At 41.0% G+C, this 21,444-nt stretch carries 16 protein-coding genes and 1 pseudogene; 7 read left to right on the top strand and 10 right to left on the bottom strand.

What is annotated here, in order from left to right; translation table 11 throughout:
• Positions 1-102: 102 nt before the first annotated feature.
• On the bottom strand, positions 103-1,107 hold the full coding sequence (locus tag V7K48_RS23675; protein WP_335075922.1) for a zinc-binding alcohol dehydrogenase family protein: 1,005 nt from the start codon (positions 1,105-1,107) through the stop codon (positions 103-105).
• An 840-nt stretch (positions 1,108-1,947) separates the two neighbouring features.
• Between V7K48_RS23675 and V7K48_RS23670 the strand changes: the two genes are divergently transcribed.
• Genes V7K48_RS23670 through V7K48_RS23660 form a run of 3 tightly spaced genes read left to right on the top strand, consistent with a single transcriptional unit; the run spans position 1,948 to position 3,962 of the window.
• Positions 1,948-2,916, top strand: coding sequence for a sodium-dependent bicarbonate transport family permease (locus V7K48_RS23670; RefSeq protein ID WP_335075920.1), 969 nt, complete (start codon positions 1,948-1,950; stop codon positions 2,914-2,916).
• Positions 2,917-2,920: 4 nt separating this feature from the next.
• On the top strand, positions 2,921-3,232 hold the full coding sequence (locus V7K48_RS23665) for a P-II family nitrogen regulator (RefSeq protein WP_335075918.1): 312 nt from the start codon (positions 2,921-2,923) through the stop codon (positions 3,230-3,232).
• A gap of 28 nt (positions 3,233-3,260) precedes the next feature.
• On the top strand, positions 3,261-3,962 hold the full coding sequence (locus V7K48_RS23660; protein WP_335075993.1) for a carbonic anhydrase: 702 nt from the start codon (positions 3,261-3,263) through the stop codon (positions 3,960-3,962).
• 314 nt (positions 3,963-4,276) lie between these two features.
• Here the strand turns inward: V7K48_RS23660 and V7K48_RS23655 are convergent, their stop codons facing one another.
• A complete protein-coding gene (locus V7K48_RS23655) occupies positions 4,277-5,950 on the bottom strand; it encodes a sensor histidine kinase (RefSeq protein WP_335075916.1) in 1,674 nt (557 codons plus the stop codon).
• A gap of 1,035 nt (positions 5,951-6,985) precedes the next feature.
• On the opposite strand from V7K48_RS23655, the gene V7K48_RS23650 reads away from it, so the two are divergent.
• A complete protein-coding gene (locus tag V7K48_RS23650) occupies positions 6,986-7,423 on the top strand; it encodes a CAAD domain-containing protein (protein ID WP_334977956.1) in 438 nt (145 codons plus the stop codon).
• Positions 7,424-7,970: 547 nt separating this feature from the next.
• Here the strand turns inward: V7K48_RS23650 and V7K48_RS23645 are convergent.
• Entirely contained in the window at positions 7,971-9,143 is a 1,173-nt protein-coding gene (locus V7K48_RS23645) for an S-layer homology domain-containing protein (protein ID WP_335075913.1), read from the bottom strand.
• 27 nt (positions 9,144-9,170) lie between these two features.
• Between V7K48_RS23645 and V7K48_RS23640 the strand changes: the two genes are divergently transcribed.
• Positions 9,171-9,365, top strand: a complete 195-nt coding sequence (locus tag V7K48_RS23640) for a hypothetical protein (RefSeq protein WP_335075911.1) — start codon at positions 9,171-9,173, stop codon at positions 9,363-9,365.
• A 372-nt stretch (positions 9,366-9,737) separates the two neighbouring features.
• On the top strand, positions 9,738-11,096 hold the full coding sequence (locus tag V7K48_RS23635; RefSeq protein ID WP_335075909.1) for a sensor histidine kinase: 1,359 nt from the start codon (positions 9,738-9,740) through the stop codon (positions 11,094-11,096).
• A gap of 131 nt (positions 11,097-11,227) precedes the next feature.
• Here V7K48_RS23635 and V7K48_RS23630 read toward each other — a convergent pair whose 3' ends face one another.
• From V7K48_RS23630 to V7K48_RS23605, 6 genes and pseudogenes are all read right to left on the bottom strand, one after another.
• A complete protein-coding gene (locus V7K48_RS23630) occupies positions 11,228-12,295 on the bottom strand; it encodes a sensor histidine kinase (protein ID WP_335075907.1) in 1,068 nt (355 codons plus the stop codon).
• A 7-nt stretch (positions 12,296-12,302) separates the two neighbouring features.
• Positions 12,303-13,460: an FIST signal transduction protein gene (locus V7K48_RS23625; RefSeq protein ID WP_335075905.1), complete on the bottom strand. Its 1,158-nt coding sequence runs from the start codon at positions 13,458-13,460 to the stop codon at positions 12,303-12,305.
• A gap of 248 nt (positions 13,461-13,708) precedes the next feature.
• Positions 13,709-14,293 carry a hypothetical protein gene (locus V7K48_RS23620; RefSeq protein WP_335075903.1) on the bottom strand — a complete coding sequence of 195 codons (585 nt, stop codon included), beginning with the start codon at positions 14,291-14,293 and terminating at the stop codon, positions 13,709-13,711.
• Positions 14,294-14,414: 121 nt separating this feature from the next.
• Positions 14,415-15,914 carry a glycosyl hydrolase family 57 gene (locus V7K48_RS23615; protein ID WP_335075901.1) on the bottom strand — a complete coding sequence of 500 codons (1,500 nt, stop codon included), beginning with the start codon at positions 15,912-15,914 and terminating at the stop codon, positions 14,415-14,417.
• A gap of 563 nt (positions 15,915-16,477) precedes the next feature.
• Positions 16,478-17,335, bottom strand: coding sequence for a glycosyltransferase family 2 protein (locus tag V7K48_RS23610; RefSeq protein WP_335075899.1), 858 nt, complete (start codon positions 17,333-17,335; stop codon positions 16,478-16,480).
• A 263-nt stretch (positions 17,336-17,598) separates the two neighbouring features.
• Positions 17,599-17,909 (bottom strand): annotated as a pseudogene (locus V7K48_RS23605) (SDR family NAD(P)-dependent oxidoreductase); the annotation flags it as partial.
• 865 nt (positions 17,910-18,774) lie between these two features.
• Between V7K48_RS23605 and V7K48_RS23600 the strand changes: the two are divergent.
• The gene (locus V7K48_RS23600; RefSeq protein ID WP_335075897.1) at positions 18,775-20,016 is read left to right on the top strand and encodes a ScyD/ScyE family protein; all 1,242 of its coding nucleotides are present in this window, start codon (positions 18,775-18,777) and stop codon (positions 20,014-20,016) included.
• A 155-nt stretch (positions 20,017-20,171) separates the two neighbouring features.
• On the opposite strand, the gene V7K48_RS23595 is transcribed toward V7K48_RS23600, so the two are convergent.
• Positions 20,172-21,047 carry an SDR family NAD(P)-dependent oxidoreductase gene (locus V7K48_RS23595; RefSeq protein WP_335075895.1) on the bottom strand — a complete coding sequence of 292 codons (876 nt, stop codon included), beginning with the start codon at positions 21,045-21,047 and terminating at the stop codon, positions 20,172-20,174.
• Between the last annotated feature and the right edge of the window lie 397 nt (positions 21,048-21,444).

The following is a 21,444-nucleotide window of genomic DNA, read 5'->3' as shown; positions in this document are numbered from 1 at the left end:
CCATTATCTGTATGGAATGCCAAAGCGGCCGTGTAAAAGCGTACCCATTGATGGCAAAATCCCGGCACGAATGGGAGCAAGTAATTGCAAATTGCTTAAACTTCAAGTGTTTCGGCTTTTCTTAGTGCCATTCGACTCATTTACTAATACCACTAATTTTCCTGTTGTTTGATTAGACTCCATATATTGGTGGGCTTCAACAATCTCGTCCAGATGAAAAACACGGTCTATATTGACCCGGTTTTGCCCCACTTCTACACCATCAATAAATCGTTGCAAGTGTTTAATAGATAAATCTTCAGTACCTCCGGTATAAACAGTCAATCTTACCGTATGAGGAATATGATCCATTGGCGAAAAGTCGTTTAATGTCCAGGCGTTACCCAAAATACCGGTCATGCAGAGAATGCCACCAGGGGCAACACATTGCAGGGAATCCAGCAGGGTAGAGGTTCCTACCAGTTCCAAAACGCAATCAACGCCCTTGGGAAAATTCTGACGGATAGAGGTTGCGATCGCTCCTGTATCTATTACAACCCGATCAACCCCATTTGCTTGCAAAGCTTCTACTTTAGAAGAATTGCGAGTGGTCGCCACAACGGTTAGCCCCAGTTCTTTGGCAAGGTGTGTTGCGGCCATACCAACTGACGAGGTACCCCCCCGAATTAATAGTGTCTGCCCTGCCTGCACGCCTAAACCGGACATCAGAGAACCATAAGCCGTCTGAAACATTTCTGGAATCGCTCCTAAGACTGACCAGTCGAGCTTGCTCTTAATCGGAAATACGCAGGCTTGCGGGACACAGGTGTATTCGGCATAGCTGCCATCAAACACTCGTCCCATGCCTCCCATAATCGCTGCTACCTTCTGACCAGGCTGAAATGGGGTGTTAGGGGCAGCTTCGACAACACCAACGCACTCAATCCCCAAAATTCGGGGAAGTTGAACGCTGGGAGAATACCCTTGACGTGTGAACATCTCAGAACGGTTTAGACCAAAGGCTTTGACCTTGATTAGCACCCATCCAGGCTGAGGAGATGGTTTTGTAATCTCTTGTAATTTAAGGGCTGTCGGATCACCAGGAGATTCTAAAACAATTGCTTTCATAACGTTAATCAGCGGCTGAATTAACTTTTTGTACTGAGTGGGTTGCTTGTTTATTTTAATAGTAAGAAACTTTTACTGACAGAATTTACAACCCACATTCCGCACCATAAAGTGTCACAGGGCGATCAACATAAGTAATTAGTACTGATGAAGTAAAAGGGAAAGAAATGATTATTCTCATATCTTGCACCTGGAAATACGGATAGTCTTGCAAGGGATGGCACAGAGCGCTCATACCTTGGCGATCGCACTTTGGAAATTGAGTAATACTGATGAAGTTTAATCTGTTACCTAAACCATCAACAGCTCACAGAAAAAGGAAGAGATAACGGGCTAAGGCTGTACATCTGACCGTCATTTTCAGCGAGTGGGGTTTACCAAACTGTTGTAAATCAAAAAATACTAGGATTTTAACAACGTTTGTGTCGTAGCAATTTATGAATTGTCCCTACAATACGTTAACTTTTTTACGTAGATAAGTTAGCGACCAATTATTCCTGCGCGTTCTGTCGTAAAATCAGCGACGGGGAATAAAACATCATAAAAATACTGGGCAAGCTCTGACTTGTTCTCCTGTCAACAGAGCTTACAGCTATTTTCAGTTAATTGAACTACAAATTTTCGTAGGGATACGGCAATGTTCCCTAGCCCGTGGTTTATTTGCTGGAAAAATACTGTAATACCTAACTGAGAGTGTAGTCACCAATAGGACTATTCACTCATTGAGTACCCAATTGACATTGGGTAGCAATATACGATACATCATGATTGAACCGTTAAATTTTTAAAGATGAAAAATTTCTTTAATTGCAGGTTTTACCAGTATAAACAGGGGTGGATATGGATTTTAGCTTAATTGTATCCAACTTTTTGAATCCGCCAATCCTGTTTTTCTTTTTAGGCATGACTGCTGTATTTGTCAAGTCTGATCTAGAAATTCCCCCACCAGTGCCCAAACTGCTTTCGTTGTATTTGCTGTTTGCCATTGGTTTTAAAGGAGGGGTAGAACTAATCAAAAGCGGCCTCACTCAGGAAGTAGTTCTAACACTCTTGGCAGCAATGCTGATGGCTTGTTTTGTTCCAATTTACACCTTTTTTATTCTAAAGTGGAAACTAGATACTTACGATGCTGCGGCGATCGCTGCAACCTACGGTTCTATCAGTGCCGTCACTTTCATTACTGCTGGCGCTTTTCTGAATGAGCTTGGGATTCAGTATGATGGCTACATGGTAGCAGCTCTTGCCCTGATGGAATCTCCAGCGATCATTGTTGGTTTGATCTTGGTGAGTATATTCACCGCCGATGAGAAGCGAGAGTTTGCTTGGTCGGAAGTTTTGCAAGAAGCATTTCTTAATAGTTCAGTTTTTCTCCTAGTCGGTAGCCTCTTGATCGGCGTCTTGACAGGACAACACGGTTGGCAGGTATTAGAACCCTTTACTCAAGGGTTATTTTATGGTATTCTTACCTTCTTTTTACTGGATATGGGACTAGTCGCTGCTAGAAGAATTAAAGACTTGCAAAAAACCGGAGTTTTCCTAATTTTATTTGCGATACTAATTCCAATACTCAATGCTGGCATTGGGTTAGTGATTGCCAAATTCATCAATATGCCTCAGGGAAATTCGCTGTTATTCGCTGTATTGTGTGCCAGTGCTTCTTACATTGCTGTGCCGGCGGCGATGCGGATGACTGTTCCAGAAGCAAATCCCAGCCTGTATGTTTCTACGGCTCTAGCAGTCACATTCCCGTTCAATATTATTGTGGGAATTCCGTTATATCTCTACGGAATCAACCTATTTTGGAGGTAATAATATGCACGTAGTTAAAAAGATAGAAATTATCGCCAACTCCTTTGAGCTGGGCAAAATTTTAGATAGTTTAAACAAGTCGGGTGTACATAACCATGCCGTCATTAGAGATGTTGCTGGTAAAGGATTACGAGGAACCACAGAAGATTTAGACATGACCATGCTTGATAATGTTTACATCCTCGCGTTTTGTATGCCAGAACAACTCAAGGATGTTGTCGAAAATATCAGACCACTCCTGAATAAGTTCGGAGGTACTTGCTACGTTTCCGATGTGATGGAGATTCGCTCTGTTAGATGTGTCGCGTCGATTTAGGAGAGTTATAAATTCAATGAAGCATTTCATGGAACGTCGTGACTTTTTGAAGTTAGGAATCACCGGGACATTTGGGATGATGCTAACTGCCAGCGATTTCCTCTGGCGGGTGGAACAGGCTCAAGCTGCCGAAATACCCTCAACCTCCCCTGAATCCATCAATCCTGATGCCGCATTGCAAAAGCTGATGGAGGGAAATCAGCGGTTTGTTCAGCATCAACCCCAATACCCCGATCAATCTGCGCTGCGGTTGCAGGAAGTTGCTCAAGCTCAACATCCATTTGCAACTATTCTCAGTTGTGCGGATTCACGAGTCCCCGCAGAAATTGTTTTCGATCAGGGCATTGGGGACATTTTTGATGTTCGGATTGCCGGAAATATTGCCACGTCTGAAGCGATCGGCAGTATTGAATATGCGGTTGTGTTGTTAGGTTCTCCACTGCTGATGGTGATGGGTCATGAGCGTTGTGGGGCAGTAACGGCTGCTGTACAAAACCAATCGTTACTCGGTGATATTGGTACTTTTGTGAAGGCAATTAAACCAGCAGTGGAAAAGGTCAAGGATCAATCGGGTGACGCGGTTGAAAATGCTGTGGTTGCAAATGTACAATATCAACTTCAACGGTTGAAGCGATCGCAGCTTTTAACTAAGCAAGTGGAATCAGGCAAATTAAAAATTGTCGGGGGTCGTTATGACTTGGATACAGGGAGGGTAAATATCATTACCTAATCTGGCAGAGGATTATCAACGCTTAAACAATTCAAAATTCTTGCATTGAAGACAGTATCAGCCCAGATCAATAGCATTTCTCAGTTGCACAAAATACAGGTTCTTCGTAGGGGCACACAGCTGTGTGCCCCTACATTGCATCCAAATGAGAACAGTTATATTAATTCCTTGTCTGAAAACTTAAGCCCTGTGCCCTACCTCCTGCCCAATACTACTCGGATAAGTATTTTTTCCTCCCCTGCAACGCCAGCTCAAGAACAGCTTACCTCGACAGATAAATTTCTTAACCGAGCAGTATTGGTCTCCTGCCTCCTTCAATCCTGCACAGTCATTGGCAGACGAATGGTGAAAGTAGAGCCGACTCCTGGCTGACTTTTGACAATAATCTCACCACCCATCATCTGGCAAAAGTGGCGGCTAATTGCCAACCCCAGTCCGGTACCTCCATACTTTTTCGTAGTCGAGGTATCTCCTTGTGTAAAAGGTTGAAATAACTGCTGTTGTTGATGGTGAGACATACCTATACCTGTGTCGGTAACGGTGAAAGTAATGCTGCCCAAAGGAGCCTCTAGTCGAAATTCATCCTTTTCTCTCTTGACTGTCAGCGTCACCTTGCCGTTTGTAGTGAATTTACTGGCGTTGCTGAGTAAGTTTAACAACACCTGTCGCATCCTGGTCTGATCGGCGTACATTATGCCAAGTTGCTGATCAAAATCCACTTCTAAAACATTGGCATTTTTTTCTATAGCTGGTTTGACTGTGAGGACGACGTTATGAATCAGCGTCGCAATCTCGAATGTCTCTGGATAGAGGGTCATTTTCCCCGCTTCAATTTTTGACAAATCGAGGATTTCGTTAATCAAGTGCAGTAAATGCTTACCAGCAGAGTTAATTGTTTCTAAATCTGTGATAAAATCTCCCGATAAACCAAGATCGGTGGCGTCGTCTTTTAGAAGTTGGCTCAAGCCAATCACAGCATTTAATGGTGTGCGTAATTCGTGGCTGACATTTGCCAAAAATTCGCTTTTTGCCTTGCTAGCAGCTTCGGCTAATTCTTTAGCTTGTTGTAGTTCTTTTGTTCGCTCTGATACTCGCTCAATCAGACGATTTAGAGATTTGGCGAGTAGGCCAATCTCATCTTCAGTGGTGACGGGAGCTCGCAAATCGAAATTAGATTTTCTTGCAACTTGTTCAGCTACTTGGGTGACAGTGATGACTGGTTCCGCGATCGCCCGACTGGTACGCCACGCTACAATGGCTGCGATCGCCACTGAAACCAGCATACTGATGATTACGATCAATCGCTCAACTACTTTTGCCTGCTTAACAGCTTTTTGCCTTTCTTGCTCTTGATTTTCAGCAGTTTGCAGAATGTTAGTTAAGCTTTGAGAAAGCTGGTCTAGCCGCATGGCTGTTTCACCACGCATAATTGTCAATAACTGCGATCGGGCTGAAGAAATTTGCTTTTGCTGCACTTGTTGGGAGTCAATTTTCTTTAAGACGACCTCGATTTGGTCAACATAAGCTTTTAAATTAGTCTTGTAATCCAGCAATAACGTCTGTAAAGTCGAACTTGTTGCAGCTAGTCTTTTAGGTTTACTATCGATAAATCCGGCAATTTCTAACTCTAGTTGCTTGGCTTTTTCAACATTCTTCAAAAAATCAGCTTTTTTGCTTTGCAGTTGTTGTGAATTTTCCAATACAGCAACTAGGTTAGAGCTATGCAATTGCGCCCCGACTACTGCATCTTTATAATTACTCAGTAGTTGTCCTTGTTCATAGACTTGATTAAATTGCCTAATTTCCCTTCCCCGGTAGTAGTTGGCGATCACTAACCCAGTCAGTGAGCCAAAAAAGCCAATTCCGATAGCTACAAAGTACCCGTAGCCAATTTTTTGATGGATGCGCCAAGAACTGGCTTTGAGTTTCCCTCGTGACGGAAATTCTATGGTCGGGAGTTCGTCTGTCGATGGCTCTTCGGCTGACACTTTTTTGCTTTCTGAACTGTTGTCGATAAGGGTTGGCTTTTGAGGAAGGCATTTCTCAAACCTCCTTGCCTTCCCACAAAAATCACTAAATCAGTCTAGCTTGTGCAACCACTTCAATTGGTGATTAACATCTACATTATCTTATTTTATAGCAAGAGCAAATCATTGCTTACTAGATAATTAGCATAACCTTATAGTTATGAGTAGTTTTGATCGCAATGTTGCTAAATACACTTACTGCTAGCGAACATAATTCACTTTTTTCAGCAGCAACGAATAATTTCCTGCACTAAAGACCCGCCTGAGACCGTCTTATCGTTACCACACTACTTTCCTCAATATATACTTGATAACAGCAATGAGTTCTTGCCATCAAGTATGCCACTACTCTACCTTACTGCTTCCTTATAAAATTAATACAATCAGGAAAAAAATAAAAGCTCTGACATTCGTTGGGCACTTGTATTGAGCGGCGTCTAAGTATTGGGCATTGTTATTTTTCCCTTGCTCCCCTGCTTCCCTGCTCCCCAGGCACATATATCATAAAATAGTTCTAAAGTCTAGTCTATGTGAATACAGAAAAACTTTTATTACGTATTAATATCAATACGAATGCATTAATTGCCGAAGGCGGCTTAAGATAGCTTTAATATCAGATAAAATCGGCTTTTAGGCTTATATAAATGAGAGGTGGACTAATTTTTGGATGATTTGTACTTAGATTTAGTACGATCATAAGCAAATGACACGGAATGGGATAATCACAACCTAAGGATTCCAGTTGATTAAAAAAAAAGAACTCAGAAGGTTGATTATAATACATCCTGCTACCTTCTGAGTTTTATCCTCCTACTGACTTTCTACCTTGTAGTTGATGCGGTAGATATTACAGGGCAATTATGGTTATAGGACACAAAACCCTTTTGTGCCCTTCACCAATTGTACTGATGCACTTGTGCATTACCTAATCAACAGCCTTTTGGTTGTAATTATCCAGATTAGAAAAACTCAACTGTCAAATTTATAGGACTGAAAATGCCAGAACAAGAATTTACGGAAACCGCATCTAAAGAGACTACAGTCGCAGAGATCAACAGCCAAACGGGAACCATCACCAAACTCCAGCCTTCTGCACAGTCTCAAGATGAATGGCTAAAATACGGTGAGCAAATTTCTAGCTTTTTAGCAACATTGCCAGAATATCTGGGAAGCTTCTTTAATCAATATAAGCAACCCCTGGTGAGTGTTGGTTTAATTGTGGGATCAATTGTTGGGGTTAAAGTACTGTTGGCAATATTAGATGCTTTGAATGATATCCCCTTAGTAGCACCTACTTTTGAGTTGATTGGTATTGGTTACTCTGCTTGGTTTGTTTACCGCTATTTACTCAAAGCCTCAACCAGGAAAGAGTTAACTAGTGAAATCACCACTCTTAAATCACAAGTGGTCGGTAAAGAAATTCCAGAAGCTTAATATCTGACTATCGCTTCTCTCGCAAAGACGCTAGTACCGCTGCGCGAAAGCCAAAAGTCAAAAGAGTTGCATTCTAGGCTTTTGCGCCATTTTGTAGATGCAGAGCGGCTTCCCGGAGGGTATGGTATGTTTATTTACGCCGTGATGTGCTAGGCGAATGCTTTAATTCAAAATCACGCCCTGTTCTGATCTAAGGAAGCCTTAGATCAGACTTTTCTCAAAATTAAGAATTTTTTTTGAATTTATAATTTTGCGGAAAGTCTGAAAGCAGGCTTTTGGCGATCACGTAGCCTTTTCTCTACCTTGGACTGCGCTAACGAGTCTGCGTCCTCTTAGGTCGAAGCAAGCTACGCGTAGCATTTGGTAGAGAGCGTCTGGCTGGCTGCGCCATCCCGTCCGTTGCACGTCTCTGTCAGAAGAAAGGTAGAGAACTTTCCAAGACGAATTTTGAATTCCCCCACAGGGTTTGACTAAGAAGCAGGGGAGCAATAAAGAATTTTTCTCCTCAGATCCTCTGCCTGTTTGTTGAACACTTTCCCTACCAAGCTCACTGAGACGAGCCTCCTGCGGACAAGTTACCTTTTAGGTTCTGGTTTGGAGTGCGCGAAAGTTCTGGAGAGACGCTATGCGGTGCCTGCGGCAGGCTACGCCTAAGCACAATGTTTTGAAATGGGATTCTCTCTAACTTGCCCCGTTTTACTAAAGCTTGATGAATCATCGCCGCCACTTCAGCCCGACTAGCTACTTTGTTGGGAGCAAGAATTTGGGGATTTGGATAGTTAACTACCAAACCATTGGCTGTAGCAGTGGCTATTTTACTGCTAGCATAGGTTGGAATATTTTTAGCATCTTTATAGACGCTTAAAATCTGATTTGGGGAAGTGGATGCTTTCAAATTCAACCCACTAACAAGGGCAACTAAAACTTGCACTCGCGAAATATTTTGTTGTGGTTTGAAGGTTTTTTTAGGGTAGCCTTTGAGAAATCCGGCACTGATGGCTTGGTCAATTGCTGGAGTTGCCCAGAATTTTACTGGTACATCTTGAAATGCGATCGCAGTCTTAGAGGGTTCTTGGTCAAAGGCTTTTTGCAGTATAGTAGCAAATTCGGCGCGGTTTACAGGCTGATTTGGTCTAAAAGAATAATCAGGAAACCCCTTGAGAATACCACGGGAAGAAAGAACATCTATAAAACGCCGACCCCAGAAGTTATTGGGCACATCGTTAAATGCAATTGGCGGTGGAATAATTGATTTTTGTTTTGCCGGAGTTACTAAAGGCAATGCTGATGATCTAATTGATGACTCAAGTCCTGCTGAAGAGGATACAGGTATCTGTGATTGTGGGGATTGAGTTGGGATTACCTGAGCAGATGGTAAAACTGTGCGGTAAGGAGTTGCGCTGTTAGTCGGGAATGAAGGTATCTTTGGTTCAACAACAGCCTCAGGTGGAGATGACGGCAAAACGTTGAATCTAGGGACTGCATTTGGTTCTACCTTGGGAGTAGGGGAGGGCAATACTTGATTTGGTTGAACAGTAGGAGACGGAGTGGAGGAAGGTGACAGTAGCCCGTTTAAGTTCCAGCTAGAATCCCTGCGGGACAATGACCAAAAAAGAATCGCTCCGATGGTGGTGAAGGCAACGAGAATGGCTATAAATTCATCAAAGCCAAGGGCAGTTCTTTGGGATGACTCTGGTTCGGAAGGAGGTCTATTTGTCATCTGATTACCCTGGTAGCAGTAAAATTTGTGTCTAAACAAATTAAGCCACAGATGACTCTTTTACACCAGCCCTTTTTAACTGGTAATACTCGCCTCCGGCGAGAAGCAAGCTACGTAATTCCTAATGATGCTCGTGACGCCCTCTATCAAACGCGCAAGGGACGCAGAGAAGCCAGTGCGTTGGGCGGGTTAAGAGACTTGTTCGCGCAGCGTCTCCGATAGGAGAAGCAACTGGCGCGACACAGAAAAATAAGAGTTTGAGAGGTTGTTTGCGTAAGTCCTATGTATGTTGGGGAACCACTGCGCCCTTGCGGTTTCCCGACTTGTTCGCTCTTAGCGTTCCTGTAGGGTAGCAAGTGGCGTTTGAGGAACGAAACCCAACAGTTGCGTTGCGTTGCTTTGTTGGGTTGCGCTACGCTTTACCCAACCTACTTTTTGAGTTTAAAAACACGCCCTAGTCCAAGATATAAAAACGATTTTCACCTTGAAAGGCAAGTTTTAGTAGATACCTAAACTGAAACCGAATTTAGAGGGTGGCAGAATGTAAAATATTAACTTATTGTTTACCTGTCTTTGTAATAATCAGGGTGTCTAGTGCCAGAAGAATTCAGTTACCAAATCTCACCGCCATTTTTGTCTGTTGGTAGCGATCGCGATCTTGATGTAGAGTCAACCCTCCAAGAACTACCAATGTACAACTTCCCAGTGGAAATCAACCGCACTGGTATGGAAGTGGCTAATTTTTTGGAAAAATATCCCTTGTTACCAGGAGTAATTTTAGTAGAACAGGGAAACTTTATTGGGATGATTTCGCGGCGACGACTGCTGGAATTTTTGATTCGTCCCTTTGGACAAGAGTTATTTGTTCAGCAACCATTAGCTGTTCTCTACAGCTATGCGCGGATACCGATGTTGCTGCTTGCTGATACAACATCGATTTTAACTGCGATGCAACTTAGCTTAAAGCGATCGCCAGAATTCTTAGCAGAACCAATTGTAGTACATACAGAATCTGGTGCTTATAGATTGTTAGATGTACAAGAATTGAATATTATTTCTTGGCAAATTCGGGGAATCGACAATCTGGTGCGGTATGAACGCAGCCAAGCCCAAATGATTCAAAATGATAAAATGGCAAATCTGGGACGTTTGGTAGACGGCATAGCGCACGAAATTTTAGACCCAGTAGGTTTTATTTGGGGTAATACAACTTATGTTTCAAACTACAGCCAAGATTTACTCAAGCTGATAGCAGCTTATGAAAAAGAATTACCATCAGTTTCCCAGGCAATTAATCTTCTTAAAGAAGAGATTGAATTTGATTTTTTAGAACAAGATTTGTCGCGATCGCTTGCTAGTATCCGCACTGGAGCGGAAAGATTAAAAAAACTCGTCACCAGCTTACAAAACTTCTGTCATATCGATGAACTTTATCCCAAACCAGCAGATTTACATGCCTGCATAGATAGTATTATTTTGTTAATTAATAGCCGTCTTCAAGGAGAAATTGAAATCGTAAAATACTACGGTCAATTACCTCCAGTATATTGCTTTATGGGGCAATTAAATCAGGTTTTGATGAATATTTTCAGCGAAGTTGTAGATACTTTACTCAATGAAGCAGTCCGACAGCAGTTGCATCTAGATGATACAAAGACTGTTCAAAAACCCCGAATTGAGATTACCACAGAAGTTATTTCCCAGGAAGCAAGCAACCCAGATGCACCAGATTCTCGCTGGATCTTAATTCGCATTGCTGACAATAGTTCTGGAATATCTCAAGAATTGCAACAGCAAATTATGGAGTCTTTTTCTCTGGAAACAAAGAATAGTAAGAATACTAGTTTAGCAGTAAGTTATCGAATTATCACCGTGAGACATGGTGGAAAATTAAATTTCCATTCACAGATTGGTATAGGTACAAAATTTGAAATTTTATTGCCTTTAGTTTGAGAAAACTCCATTCCCAAAGGCTTATTTGAGATTCATAAAATTTTGCTCTTAGTCTTTGACTTGAAACGAATAATTTATTTTCGGTTAGGTGGAGTTTGAATACCCATCATAACGTTGCGTTAGATTACTTCCTAAACTTGCTGCTTCATAGGAATTTGAACTACAAACTGCGTTCCTTTTCCAAATGTCGAAAAAAATTCTAACTTGCCACCATGTTTTTCGGTGATGATTTGATAACTGATAGCCATTCCCATTCCTGTTCCCTTCCCGACAGGTTTTGTTGTAAAGAAGGGATTGAAAATCTCTTTTTGAATCGATTCGGGAATCCCAGAGCCATTGTCAGTGATCGCAATTTTTACCCATTGCAAATCAACGATAGAGGTATGAATCGTGATGTGACTGGGATTATCCCGGATTTCTTGATAAGTCCGTTTGGTATTGAATTCTTCAAGCGCATCGAGCGCATTTACTAGAATATTCATAAATACCTGGTTGATCTGTCCGGCGCAGCATTCTACATTGGATAAATTGCCGTAGTTTTTGATGATCTGAATTGCTGGGCTTTTGTTAGTGGCTTTGAAGCGGTGCTGCAAAATCATCAAAGTATTGTCGATGCCTTCATGAATATCCACCGCTTTAAACTCACTTTCATCTAGGCGCGAGAAGTTACGTAGTGACAGCACAATATCCCGGATACGCTCCGTCCCAATATTCATTGAGTTCAATACCATAATCGCGTCTTTTTCTAGAAACTCTAAATCGACGGTTTTGCGTTCGGTTTGAATTTCAGTAGGTGGGTTAGGGAAATGATGGTGATAAAGCTCGACCAGTTGTAGTAAGTCATGGATGTATTGCCTGATATGGCTGAGATTTCCGTAAATAAAGCTAACGGGATTGTTGATTTCGTGAGCAATGCCTGCCACCATTTGACCCAGAGCAGACATCTTTTCGCTTTGAATCATTTGAGCTTGCATTTTATGCAAACTAGCTAACGTAGCTTCTAACTCTTGGCCTCTGTACTGCAAGTCTGTTCGAGAGTCTTCTAACTCACAAATGACTTTCTTTAGTAAAAATTCCTTTGTACCAATGTCAGTTTCTAGCTGGCGGCGTTCAGCTTCGCAGCGTTCCAGCTTTTTTCGCAAGATACGGTTTGTCTTTTCCAACTCTTGGATCTGCATGGAATCGTCTTGGTTATCCATACACCACTCATTTTGTTCCCATTAGCAGTGTGACAAATGTTTTGTTATGATATTGCGTTTGACCTTTGCTTACCAAAGGAGCAATTTCACCATAAGCGTAGAAACCACAGCAAGGCAATGCCTGTGGTAAATGAGTTTTGACTAGCTGATACTCAAGTCTAGTCAGAGTTCCCAGAATTCGCCGACGGGCTGCACAGGAAATAAGTAACGCTGCTGTTGGCTCGACACCGGGATAATCGGCAAGAGCATTCTTCAGGGATACCTTAGAAGCTGACAGAATATTGTCACGACTAGCATCGGTGATTTGCACAACTGCCTGTTCAGGAATATCAGAGAAGAATGTCATACTACCAGATTGTTGATCGTAACCATTGGGTGCCCGCATATAAAAATGGTCTTGATCTTCAAAAACCGCCAAGGCATGAATCGCAAAGTTGGCCGCAAATCGTTCTTCACCGAGATAGTGCTGGTAGAAATCTAAGGCACGCTGTCCATCAATTTCATAGACTACATTGCCATTAACTTTAGTTACACGGCTACGTTGACTGATAGGAGTCCAACCACTGGCAACTCCGTGGGAAAATAATAGTTGTCCAGAGAACAGCAGCACTGGCACTGAATCACTCAACACTTCACCCTGGAAGAATTGGTAGGTCTTATTAAAGGTATAGTCATCGGCAGCCATTCCTCCAATGATGGGAACATGCTCTCCCAGACTTTGTTTTAAACCCTCTAAAATCAAGACCCCATTGCTGGTTAGACTATCGGGAAAGGTGAGGCATAATTGCGGTAAGGATGCACTCTTTGCCTTTGCTTGTGCGATCGCTTGTTGGGCTGCAAGGGCTGGATTTTTAGATGCTCCTCGTCCAATACCTGCCTGAATTTCCACTTCATCGGTAGCAAACAGCATTAAGGTTAGAGAATCTTGCTGAAACTCCAGAATTGAGGAGATTTCTCCATTTGTAGTTCCACCAATCAACTCAATTCCGGGGAAAGCATCTTGAATGCGTTGCGAAATTAACGCATGGTCAAAGTCTATAGCAGTGAATAAAAGTCCAGCCTGAGGAATTGACCCTGCTAAAGAACGGCTACATTCTTGAAGAACTTCAGCGATCGCATTTTGAGAATCAGGATCGTCACTGTGACCAACAACAACTTGAAACACAACTACCCCATTGTAAGTTTAAAGACCAGGTAGATTATCCAATTGGGATCTCAACACCCAGCAACCTACACTTAGATTTCCCACTTACTTGAACTAAATCTCAATTCACCTGACTTTTTATCGAAACAGAATTCAGATTCACCAATAGGCGGCAGCCCCAACGACGAGCATTCCCAGTCGGAGACTGGTAACGAGGTAAAATCAGCATGAAATCGTGTTGAAGTTATTCTTTTATAAATTTAAGATGTCTAGATAGTATTTAAGTTTTCCCACTCATCTAAAGAAACTTCAAACTCTCTATTAACTTCTTCCATAGCTAACTTTTCTGTCTCAAAATAGCCAATTTCTGAAATTTCTCCCGCTTGTGATACATCGAAACGGTAAAAGCCAGAATCTGTTGTATATTGCACAATCCTAATTTCTTTAGGTGGATCTAAGTCTTTGTATATCCCATCTATACATATACGTCGATATATAGCTCCAGTAGATTTATGGTTTGGATTTAAGAAAACACGATACTTGAGTACAGGAAACCTTTGCTTGAATAATTCAAGGAGTTCAAAGAATACATCACATGCCTTTGCTTCGTCTCCAACTTCTCGGAGAATAATATTTTTCCATCCTGCTGTTGATTCGTACCATTTATAATATCGAGCTACCCAGTCGTGGAACTGGCTAAAGGGAGGATTCTCTTCTTCAATTAAGATCCCATTTTCCTCCATAGCAAAAAAATAGCCACCAATAAAGCCACTTAATGCAGTTAAGGAACGCTGTCCTAAAAACATTTGTGGTCTTGGTCTCATCATTTCTAAAGTTTCATAAAGATTTTTCATTTATATTGCCTATTTAGAAAACAATATACTTTATTTAATGATATTTTCCCCTACAATATACCCCCAGCCCCACTCTTAAAAAAGTAGGGCTGTTTCATTCCCTCACCTAGGTTCTTTATTATTAAAATATCGTTTTTAGCAAGCTTTCGCCACGTTGGTAAATTTCCCGGGCATAGTCAGTCCAAGCACCTTGTCCCCAATAACGAAAACAACTGGTTTGCAGCAAAAGGTTATGTAGGAGAACGTTACGGTAGTGAAATTGTCTGGTAACAGGTTCTGCTGAGTCAGTTTGCAGTAATGGATCAATCTTTTGATGAAATAAACTACTTAGTTGATACATGGGAGACAACACATTTTCATATCCTTTCACCCAACTAATATGATTTGTCCACGAGGCTCCATCCATGTGAAAATTAGAGTTTATTTGCTTTAATTCTTGAATCGCATTCTCTACAGCTTCCGGTTGACAATTATCCAGTGAAACTCGCTCCCATATCTGATGTTGTCCCACTGGCTGGCAAGTTGGATAGTCTTCAGGTTTGCATCCAGCAGCTTCTATTAATTCTAAATATTCTGTACCACACATCCCAACAACACCTGATTTTCCTCCACCGTTATTGACCATATCCCACCAAGCTTGTTTAAAAGCGCTAGGAAATTCATTCATCATCACACCACCATTTTCACCATCGCCAATTTGGCTAACTATTGGTGGGACAAAAACACTACCAATTTGTTGTTTAGATAAAGTTTTTGCTTCATAATAAGGTTGCATTTGCGCGACTAATTTAGTATCCGAACCTTGTGTTTTAATTAAGGCTGTAATGCTAATTGTTTCGCCTTGGGAATTGCGGGCAATCAGACGATGTGGTAAATGTTTATGAGTAAGAGATTGACCGTTAATTGTTTCTACAGAATGTTCTTGAACGAGTAGCCAGCGATATCCACATTCTTTCAACGCTTTCACAAATTCAAACAGAGCATCAGGGTGATTTGGTAGATGCATTTCTGGGGGTGAAAATCCTTTGACTCGCGCTAGTGCTTCCCAGCCAAAAATTGCCGCAAAGTGATGTTGCCATGCGATGATATGCAATTTAATATCTGGTATGGGTGTGGAAGGAATAACTGCATGGCTCCACATTGTACCCAGCCACTCTACATAAGGTTGATAGGTGCGATCGCAAGTGATGCGTTTGAGATTATCGAGAACATCACTGCGTCCCATTTGCCGCAGTCCCCACAAAAGATTACCAGAGTAATCCAACATCACACGCGGATTGCAACCTTGATTTACAAGTTCGGGGATCAAGTCTCCCATACGGCTGTAACAATAAGCAAAAGGATCTGCATTGTGGTTATCCCCCTCATAAGGATGTTCAAACATATATTGCAGATTGCTGATGAGTGTACCATCATTTCCAGCGGGTATAGTTGGCTGGTGCATGTGCAAGGCGATCGCAAACACAGCATTCACATCCTCTAAGTGGATATTTGTTGTTGGCAAAAATACTGGTTTATTATGGTTAACTACAGAGATAACCTCTGTTTCCCAACCAGAAATATTCGGCAAGCCATCAATGATTTCGGGCAAAGGAGTAAGAGTCGTGGGGAAGGAAAGCATTTCTGATTGCTCCGAAATAAGTTATATCTATAAAACTTGCATGAGTATCTAATAGCACCTGACTCAGTATAAATACAATAAATACCTTGAGCCATAACATTTTTAATTTGGTGATTTTCAGTAACTGCGAACTCAGGCAAGTCTATAGCAATCCTATTTGATCAAATCGGATTGCTATAGTAATTATCGGTGCAGTCTACCCAGATATTCGCATCTTTATGTTCTACTGATTGATGAAGTTTGTTTACCATCTGCTAATATGTCAGATTTTAGTCATAAATTTCACAACAGCATGATTTGGCCCTTTTGGCAAAATATACTTAGTCCATGCTGCTGGCGTTGATTAGGATGCTGATTATCCATGTCTGAAGAGACAAGTTGCCAAGAGTAGCTGGGCGTCTGTGGCAAGTTATCGGCAGCAATGTGTAGAATTGATTCCTGACTTTTTAATAGTAAATTTAACACAATCAGGACTTACGCAAACAATAGCCGAAAAGAAAGATTTTCAGGTAGGGGCAAGTAGTCACAAATTCTAGTTTTGAATTTTATTGTAATCCTTTTTATTAGGTTCGATTATATTTAGTTAATCTCTGCCTAATCGATTCAGGCAATCGTTCTGGATGTTTATAAAAATAAAAGATTTTTAATAAAATAAAATTCATGTTCTGAACTAACCAAATTTGCCATTGCTCCATCAAGGATAGTGTTTTAATATAATCATTAAATAAGTATTTAATTCGCGCTGTGCTGGTTTCTCTTGCAGAATCATCAAATGTTTTTGTTCCTGGATAATATCTATAGTTACCCCAAGTCTCATTGAAATACTTAACATGAGATGAACAAACCGCTTTCAAGAGGAAATCTACATCCATTGCATAATGCTCTTCTAGTTTATAGAGTCCGATTTGCTGATGCAATGATTTATGATAGAAGTAAGCAGAGGGATTTACTGGAAAAGAAGCATCGATAATTCCATCATCATTAACTCGTCTTTCTAAGAGTAAATCAATCGTGCGTAATCGGTTAGGTTTATTAATAGAAATTAATTTATCTTTCTGATTCAAAATATTACAGTTGCCAACAATAAAGCTAGGCTCTGGTAAAGTTTTGAAAATTTCACAGATGCGATTAAGAATATTTATTTCATAAAAATCATCTACATTTAAAACACCAATAATCTGTCCTTGTGCCATAGCAATTCCTTTATTCATAGCATCAGATTGTCCTCGATCCTTTTCACTAATCCAGCGGATGTGGGCATATTGATTGGCTTTATCCTTAACAATGTCTACTGTTTTGTCACTTGAACCTCCATCTACAATGATATGCTCCACTTCTAAACAGTTTTGGTCAATAACAACTTGAAGGCAAGATTCTATAAATCTCTCCCCGTTAAAAACTGGTGTAATTATACTAATCATTAACAACTACCTCTTATGAGTATTCCAAACAAAAAAATAAATCAAACAATTGATCTCTAATAATAGAGTTCCCTATTGGCACAAGTTTCTAACACAATACGGTTCAGTGTAAGTAAGTCGGTGCTAATATTAAGAAATTTAAATCCTTGGTGCGTTGTCGCGCAGTGCAACGCACCATCAACGATTCAAGGTGCATTAAGATAAAAGCAATTGATCGAAGAAGCCTCAAAAAATTTAGAAACTACACGCAGACACGCAAAAAATCATGTTATTGACAAGAACAAATCACTAAAACGATGGATTCTTATTAAAAAACTAGTTTTTGACTCGGCTGTTGTTTTCTTGGTACTGGCGGAGTTGCTATTCGTAAAATTAGCTCTAGCAACCAAGGAGCAAGGCGTTGACACCATATGGCTAAATGATGCCATCCGACTAAAATTTCTACTGAATCATTTTGCATTGCAGTGACGAGTGCTTTAGCCACTTGCTGGGGAGTCATGGGGATCACCCAGCGAAATAATTTTAAGTCGCGCACCATGTATGTGTCTGTCAGGGAAGGCAGTAATGCAATCACTCAGATATTGTGTTCATCCATAGCAATCCTAAATCATTCGTGAAAAGTTAGATCCCCGACAACTTTTACAAAGTCGGGGATCTGCACACCGCGAATTTGAACGAAATCAGATAGGAATGCTATAGCTCTTGGCACAAAGCTTGGGTAAATCCTAAGAGCTGATTCGTAAAGAAAATCTTAAGGGTACTCAACTCATTGCTATGTCTAAGTTTCAGCGAATAAGTGCTGTATTGACTTAAATTCCTGAAACCTTTATTAGACAAGTACTTTACTTGAGTTTACAAATTAGCTCTAAGATGGCCAACTTGGTAGCTGAGTAAGTCAATCGCCTCAACTTGCTGAAAATTGAGTTTTCCCTGGAGGGTGGGATCAGGTTTTTCCAGACGCTGGAGTTCATTGAGTAGATACTTATCTGTACGTCCCTACAGCCGATTCATGTGTTGCAAAGATTATTGGAAATGGTATGATACAACTCAAAATTAAGAAATTCAGATTTAATCTGGGTCTCTGGGTTTGAATCTGTTGGCCTCTTTTAGAGAAGTTTGAGAAGTTTTAACCAATTAAAAAATTCTCAAACTTCTCTAATTAGCCAATCTTACAACAAATAGACTTGTCCAGAATTTTATAACTCAGTCTGTACAAGGGTTTTAAAGGTTGACTATATGTCTTCATTCAACGTAGCAATAAGGGTTTAGCATAGTTGATGATAGTTTAGAGAGAAAAAATAGGATTTTTAAATTTTGAGCGTCAACACGATTTATTATGCTGTAAAATCCGCAGAAACTACATACAGCAAATATTAGGATTTATCAAGATAAAATATCAAACTTTATCTTTACGCAAATTTAACTTTTGGAGATGTCTAATGAAACTAAAGCAATTTGGGATTACATTTTTGAGTGTTTGTGTTGCTGCTTTTTCGGGAATGAAAGCAGCAGAGGCGGCATCGTTTTCGGTAATTGCTGATGGTCTTAATAATCCACGCGGTCTAACTTTTGGTCCTGACGGGAGTCTCTACGTCACAGAGGCAGGAACAGGCGGAAATGGAGCTTGTGTTCCTTCACCGAGCGTTGCAAACCAATCTTTATGTTATGGCACAACTGGTGCAGTGACAAAAATTACAAATGGTATGCAAAAACGTATACTTACAGGACTTCCTTCTTTAGCATTACCAGATGGTACTGATACTGCTGGGCCTCATGATATCAAATTTGATGCTACTGGCAAGCCTTATATTGCGATTGGGTATGGTTCTAATCCCACATTTCGCCCCAGATTAGGTAACACTGATTTAGGAAAAATCATCACTGCTAATTTTAAGACAAATTCCTGGACTAGTGTTGCTGATTTAGCTAATTATGAACTTGCAAATAATCCTGACCAAGGCGATCTAATTAGCAATCCCTTCTCTCTTCTTTTAGATGGAAATAATATTGTTGCAGTTGATGCGGGTGCGAATGAGTTACTCCGTGTAAGGACTGATGGGAGTAATTTAAAGGCGATCGCCACAATTCCCCGGCAGACATTAACTAATCCAGTTTTTCCCACAGGTGTATCGTCATCGCCATTTCAAATCCAAGCAGTACCGACAAATGTCGCCAAAGGCCCAGATGGTGCTTATTATATTAGCCAATTAACTGGTTTTCCTTTTCCTGAAGGTAAAGCAAAAATCTACCGAGTTGGTTCTGATGGTAAACCAACAGTCTATAGCGATGGTTTTACCCAACTTACTGACTTAACTTTTGATACTGAGGGTAATTTGTATGCTTTGCAGTACGCTAATCAGTCACTCTGGAAAGGTAATCTAGATGGTTCTGTGATTAAAATAGCGGCCGATGGAACTCGCACAACTATTCTTAATGGCAATGGACTAGAGTCTCCTACTGCTTTGACTATTGGTCCTGATGGTGCTATTTATGTGACAAACCGAGGCGATCGCCGTGGACTTGGACAAGTTCTCAAAATTGAAAATCCCAAGTCTGTTCCTGAATCTACTTCGACTTTCAGCTTATTAGCGTTTCTTGGCACTGTGAGCGTTACTTTGTTGCAAAACGGTAAAGCTAAACGACTTAAGGGACTTCCAGAAAATAATGTATTCCCTAAATAAAAATGATCTGAATTTGATATCTATTTAGGAAAAATACGAGTTGGTGGAAAAGATTTTGATATTCCTGTCCATGTGGGACAGGAACTCTCAGTCGTTCAAAAATCAACAGTTGGTGGTAGATATACCATCCAAGGTGTTAACGCTGGGATAAATAGTTATAGCGACTTGACCTGACATTGAGTTTTTCTGAACAGTAACAAATCGCCAAAACGCTGAATTTTAGCCAAAAAACTCAGGTTTTCACGAGGCTGTTGTCTTCTTGAGGCTGGCGGAGTTGCTATTCGTAAAATTAGCTCTAGCAACCAAGGAGCAAGGCGTTGACACAATACAGCTAAATGACTTTGCCATCCAACTAAAATTTCTGGTGAATCATTTTGCATTCCGGTGACGAGTGCTTTAGCCACTTGCTGGGGAGTCATGGGGATCACCCAGCGAAATAATTTTAAGTCGTGCATCATGTCTGTGTCTGTCAGCGAAGGTAGTAATGCAATCACTCGAATATTGTGTTCAGCTAGTTCCTGGCGCAAGGCTTGGGTAAATCCTAAGATCGCAAACTTGGTAGCTGAGTAAGTCGCCATCGTCGGTGCAGCAACTTTCCCCATCAGACTCGATACATTGACGATTGTTCCTTGCCTTTGGCTGGCCATGCGTCGAGCTATCAGACTAGTAAGGTTGTACATTCCTAACAAGTTCACAGAGAGTTCTTCTTGAACTTGGGGCATTTTAGATTGCAAAAATGAACTTTGGTATGCGACTCCCGCACAATTAACCAGTAGGTGAATCTGTCCGTAATTGCGCCACAGTTGGGCAACAGCGATATTCACTTCAATTGTCTGCGTCAAATCTAATGCCACGATCGCAGTTTCTGTACCCATCGCCTCGATTTCGTTAGCTACCTCGACTAACTTTTGGCGATCGCGTGCTACCAATATCAGCCGCTTGATGCCTTGTTGCGCTAGTTCGAGGGCGATCGCTCGTCCAATACCACGGGAAGCCCCTGTAATTAGGGCTACTTTGCCTTGAATATCCATTGGTTTTATTCTCCAAAATCTAAGTCTTACCAAACTCTTAGTTATTGCTGACCGACACAATCAAGAGCTACTCGCTTGTCGGCACAAAGTAAGACAAATAATTAATTGCAATTGAAATCAAACCCAAACGAAGCCTTTAGCAACGAGATATTTCTTGGTTAATCTGCAATCCCTCATAATTGTCTATACGAGGCAGAAATTTCTCGTTTTTAACTCATCAAAGCCTAAAATACTTGGCTGAATGCGTGTAGCTCATAGATTTTACTTCTCCTAGATCCGAGCGCTCATCAGCATCGTTGTCATACACACGTTAGCAATTAAATCAAGTTATTGCAATATTCTTTAATCAGAATTTCTTAATACTTGTTAACACAAGCATATATATGGAAAAGATTTT

It is taken from the genome of Nostoc sp., assembly GCF_036919615.1.
Taxonomy (GTDB): Bacteria; Cyanobacteriota; Cyanobacteriia; order Cyanobacteriales; family Nostocaceae; genus Nostoc.
The sequence above is the reverse complement of the archived record's forward strand: the minus strand, read 5'-3'. Positions and strand labels throughout refer to the sequence as shown.